The sequence below is a fragment of the Vibrio sp. genome, assembly GCF_038138445.1.
In the GTDB taxonomy this organism is placed as follows: Bacteria; Pseudomonadota; Gammaproteobacteria; order Enterobacterales; family Vibrionaceae; genus Vibrio.
The window spans coordinates 1-4,802 of record NZ_JAYQDQ010000151.1; the positions used below are offsets into that span (position 1 = coordinate 1).

The 4,802-nt window shown below is 45.0% G+C and carries 3 protein-coding genes; 2 read left to right on the forward strand and 1 reads right to left on the reverse strand.

Going from position 1 to position 4,802, the window contains the following annotated elements:
- Positions 1–135: 135 nt before the first annotated feature.
- Entirely contained in the window at positions 136–924 is a 789-nt protein-coding gene (locus tag AAFM34_RS20340) for a BRO-like protein (protein WP_341666002.1), read from the reverse strand.
- A gap of 387 nt (positions 925–1,311) precedes the next feature.
- Here AAFM34_RS20340 and AAFM34_RS20345 point away from each other — a divergent pair, with 387 nt between their 5' ends.
- Both AAFM34_RS20345 and AAFM34_RS20350 read left to right on the forward strand, forming a co-directional pair.
- A complete protein-coding gene (locus tag AAFM34_RS20345) occupies positions 1,312–3,972 on the forward strand; it encodes a DUF2235 domain-containing protein (protein ID WP_341666004.1) in 2,661 nt (886 codons plus the stop codon).
- Positions 3,962–4,606 (forward strand): hypothetical protein, encoded by a 645-nt coding sequence (locus AAFM34_RS20350; protein WP_341666006.1) that lies wholly within the window; start codon positions 3,962–3,964, stop codon positions 4,604–4,606. The genes AAFM34_RS20345 and AAFM34_RS20350 overlap by 11 nt, the downstream gene beginning before the upstream one ends.
- Positions 4,607–4,802: the final 196 nt, after the last annotated feature.

The window sequence follows — 4,802 nt, forward strand, 5'->3', positions numbered from 1 at the left end:
TCACTCTTATCGCGGTGAACAGCGCTTCATGCGACTTCACGTCGCACGGACAAAACTGAGTTAAAGTCGAAGCTCTAACTCATTTCGTGGACGTTAGAAAAAGTATCTTGAGCCTTAAACCTTTGTTATAAAAATTTAACCTCGAGACTTCTCAAGCAAGTCATTTGCTTCCTCGATGATGACGGAGCAGAACCTTGCTCTTCTTCGTTCACCAGAAGGACAAGGTATTTTAGGCTGTTGTTTACAAAGAGATAAATTTTCACACCAAACCAGAATATCTATTTCTTTTTCTGAAGTGAGTAAGAAACCTTTGTTCGCAAACCATTCGCTAACTGTTAAGACATGTTCATTATCAACGATCTTTGAACCATATTCGATTTGGTTCATTCGATCATGCATCTTTGTTACCTGCCCTTTTACGGTATCAACTTCCTGCTTCAACTTTTCTTGCTCGTAGATAGTATCGGCAAGTGCTCTAGAGTTTTGCGCGATAATTTCTGCCATCTGTGCCAATGCTGAACCTTGCGCTGTTCTCGGAGGGGGATATACACCATGTTTTTGAAGTGAAGGAATTACTTCGTGGTATAACCAGCGCTGAAACTGCTTACCTGCTTTTGACTTATCGCTTGCCATGACTCTATTAAGTCCAGGCTGAGTAACAAACACCTCTTTTTCATCATCAAATTGAGGTTCTGCGACTGGGATAAGAAAGAACTCATCATCGTCTAGGTCCTGCAACTGGGACTTGATTAAATTGGGGATATACTTAGACGGGAAATGTTCATCTAACTTTCTGTTTTCTTTTGTTAATACAATAAAAATGTCTGAAAGAGAGATATGTAAAATATCATTTATGTAGCAAGTGCGAATGTCACTAGATCCTGACTCTCCTTCGTAACACACTTTCACTAGATCATTTACCATAAACCAACCTCTGAAATTTACTAATTTTTACAACGCTTTCTATACGGCTTTTAGCCGTCCTTCATCGTCCTATAATGCGGTATTTATTACCTTTGTTCCATTGATAATCAGTAAGTTATTTAGACGTATGAGAGATTATACCGCCAAATGACGCATGATTTTGAAAAAGCTTGATTTGGCACTTCATCGAATACCCACAGGTAAGGCAAACGTACAGCCGCAAATTTTGAGTAGATATTTGCGCTGAGAAGGAATTAGGGCAAACTTCACTTTTATCCTAAATACCCACTCATTCAGACCAAATACCTAGAAAATCCGTCACTTTGCTTAGTGTGCAAGTAATGACCTATTGATACACTAAATCTTTGTCTTTTCAGGATGTTGACCATGCCGCTCTATTTTCCCAGACCGACACGCCGAGCAGGGTATGCCCCTGTTCAGGAAGACGTGAAACTTCCCCCGCAGCCTCGTATCGCTGACACAAACAAAGCGCCTGTGGCTGGGTTTGAATGCCGCATTAAAATTCATACGCCCAAAGATAGCCTAAGTACGTTGCAAACGGGTGTGTTTAGCTTGGGTAAGACCTCTAACGAAGGGCGGAGTCAGAGCTGGCAAAAAGCTGAAGAGATACAGCCGCATCGCCATACTATTTTAACCGCCAAATGCTTTGAAGAAGAGGAAAAGTCGCTGACCCATGAACGTATCCAAAGCATGGGGATCAGCCAATCATACTCCATTACGTCAAAGCCGATTGACTCACAGCATATCAATGCGGAATTTATTCCCTTTACGCCTGTTGTGGAAAGTGAGTCTAGACTAGGCCGCGCTGCTCACGGTTTTTATTACTACTTCTATGATGGGCAGTTGGTGTATGAGATGGTCATTCTTGGTAAAGGCCGAAGCGCTTGGCAAATCACGCGCTCTTCACCCAGTGGCATCACCAAAGAACTTATTAGCGAGCACACCCACACCACATTATTGGTGCCAGTCAAAATTGAAGATGTGGACCCTGCACCTCAACATCTCTTTTATCGTCGCAAGAAGCTGACTAATGACGAGTTGGCTGAGATAAATGTGGCTTGGCTTGACGAGAACACCACTAAGATTGACGTCGGTGCATTGGTATCGGCGTGTTCAGAGCCTTTACTTGCCAGAGAAAAAATCACACAAGAAGAGACGCAAGAGGAAAGAGACACCCATACGGTTGCGGTAAAATCCGACGGTACACATGAAAAATGGTCTGACATTGCGCCGCAATACGGTCTTAGCCCCAAGGCATTACTCAATTTAAACCCGACTTATGCCAGTAACCCCATGTCATTAAAGGCAGGCGACACGATTAACGTCAGTGAACAAGCATTTTTTGACCCTGACGCCAAGAAAATAGAGCAGCCGTGCCCTCAAGCTGACTTTGCTTTGGGCTGCGCCTATCCATACGGTAATGTATGGGGAGAATACGCCAAACCTCAGCTATCGCCGTCTGTATTGCACCTGTTTGATGATGCGAGAATGCCCAAACAAACCCCTGTGCTCAACGTACAGAGAGTGCAAGACAAGACGCTGCGTATCGGGGTGTTTTTTGATGGCACAGGGCAAAACAACCTCAATGACTTGTACAAGGAAACCCGAGGGGTGAAATCGCGCACCAATATTGCGCGGTTGTTTGAAGCGTATCCGTTAAATGAACAATCGAATGCGATTTATGTCTCTGGTGTGGGTACGGTTGATGATGCTTGGCAAGACCCTGCGCTGATTGATGAAGGCGAAGATGAAACGGACGCTGCGCAAGCGTTTGGGGTAGAACCTAATCGGCTACCTCATCTCCCTCATCCTTTAATCAAAGCTACATTAGATTTGCTATCAAGTGAAACGGGCGCGTTTTACAAATGGCAAAACTGGACTCGGCAATATTCCGACATTGTAGAAGCGCTCGCATTGAACAAAGAATATGAAGATATTACCCATATCGAGTTTGATGTATTTGGTTTTAGCCGAGGGGCCGCGTTAGCGCGTCACTTTGTCAATGCCGTTAAAGACGGGTTGCCTGATTATAATCTCCCCCGTGAAGGTGAATCCTGTGGTGAGGTTTTCCCTAATTTACTGGCACATGTGGATGATGACTGCGTGCAAGCAAGACGGGGTTATTACCCAGATGAGTTTCGTACCTGTAGCGTGCGTTTTGTTGGCCTATTTGAGAGTGTCGGCTCGTTTTATCAGGCTGGGGATAATGAAGATGGTAACTTTCAGTTAGGGCTTGATGTGAACTGTGCTGAGCGGGTATTTCAAATTAGCGCGCACCATGAATATCGCAAAAACTTTCCGCTGACGTCACTACGTTCAAGCCAAGACCAACTTTACGGCCATTTCTATGAAGAGGTGTTCGCGGGGTGCCATACCGATGTTGGCGGTGGTTACCCTTCCAAACATCAATATGACAAACAAGGCTTACCAGAACGATACGGGATGCCACTCTCGGCAACCTTTAATCGAGAGCTAATAAAAACAGAATCGGCCAGTGAGCTATTTTCAGAGACTATTCGCCGAGCGAACCACCAACATGCGCAAGCCGCCGCCAATCACGGAGAAAGACTGTTTGCCCAAGAGTGCCAAGCTTGGGAAAGGGAGTGTCAATTAAAAGGTCGCTTTGGTACGGTTAAACAGGTCAACCAAACCTTGTATTACTATGAGTTTCACCCTATCAGCAATGGGTTATCTGCCTTGCCATTAGAACGTATGAAACAGCAAAGTGAGGCAATGGGCATAAAATGGTTGCTGAACAAATTAGAGCTTCCGCAAGATTACATGGCCCCGACACAAAACGACGTCGCATTGGAGGCTTTAAAAAACAAGCTTTTAGCCCAACCTCTTGGTAGCATAACCCCAGAGCACTGGATGGCAGAAATACGTCAATACGGCCGAGACTGGATACACAGACCTCATGATGCTCTCATTAATCCAGGCTTTGACAGTGCTTATGAAAAGATGGTCAATGGTGTGACAACGGAATCCAACCAACTAAAACGAGTGATGTTTACTAATGATGATTAAACGACTGACGATAATCGGCTTATTGGTGTTATTAGCTGGCTGCTTAAGTGAGAAACCCGTCTCGGTGTCTAAAATCAGTCAATCTGGCTCTTTGGGAGGGCCACAGTTTATTCGTGATATGTGGATCACCGATATCTATGGCGGGGTGGGAAACTTTGCGTATGGAGGAGTGCAAGGTTGTTGTAAAAGTGCGAGTGTTGGTATGGGCGTGCCTACAGCGATTGAAGGCAGTTGGGAGAGCGGCTGGGGCAGTGGCTATTGGGCCGAAGAATGGAAACGGCGTTGGAAACCAGAATGGGGAAACTATGAGGACGTATATGATAAAAAGTGGTATCGCATCGATGGCGAGATTGACAGCGAGCTAGCCAAACAGAAAATCGACACCATGAATCGCTATTACAAGAACCACAAAGCCAATCCTGTGATGCAGGTGCTGGTTGATGGGCCTAAAGTGATGGTGCTCTACCGCTACATATGTAATAGCGAGCGTCCACAGAATGATTGTACCGTGAGGGAAAATGCTGACCCCAATGGCTGGGTTAAACCTGCTCCGTATAGTAAATATGGAAACATAATGTCCGTCGTGTTGTATGAAGGCACTGGCGAAACCTCTGATAAACCTTTTGAGGGTTAGTTTTGAAAAGCGGTGATCTTTATTGAAGGTGCCGCTTTCTTTATCTGAGCCCCAGTCGATACACACCTGCTTAGACATTAGTTTTTCTAGGGTATGTGCCACTAAGAAGATTATCCTAGAGTATTTAATCTAAGTGATTTTGGGGCGTGCGACGTGAGGTCGTATGAAGCGCTGTTCACCGCTCAACGAGTGAACC

Excerpts from the sequence above, each read along its gene's own strand:
- AAFM34_RS20345 (WP_341666004.1), top strand. The coding sequence starts at position 1,312 with ATGCCGCTCTATTTTCCCAGACCGACACGCCGAGCAGGGTATGCCCCT.
- AAFM34_RS20350 (WP_341666006.1), top strand. The coding sequence starts at position 3,962 with ATGATGATTAAACGACTGACGATAATCGGCTTATTGGTGTTATTAGCT.
- AAFM34_RS20340 (WP_341666002.1), bottom strand. The coding sequence starts at position 924 with ATGGTAAATGATCTAGTGAAAGTGTGTTACGAAGGAGAGTCAGGATCT.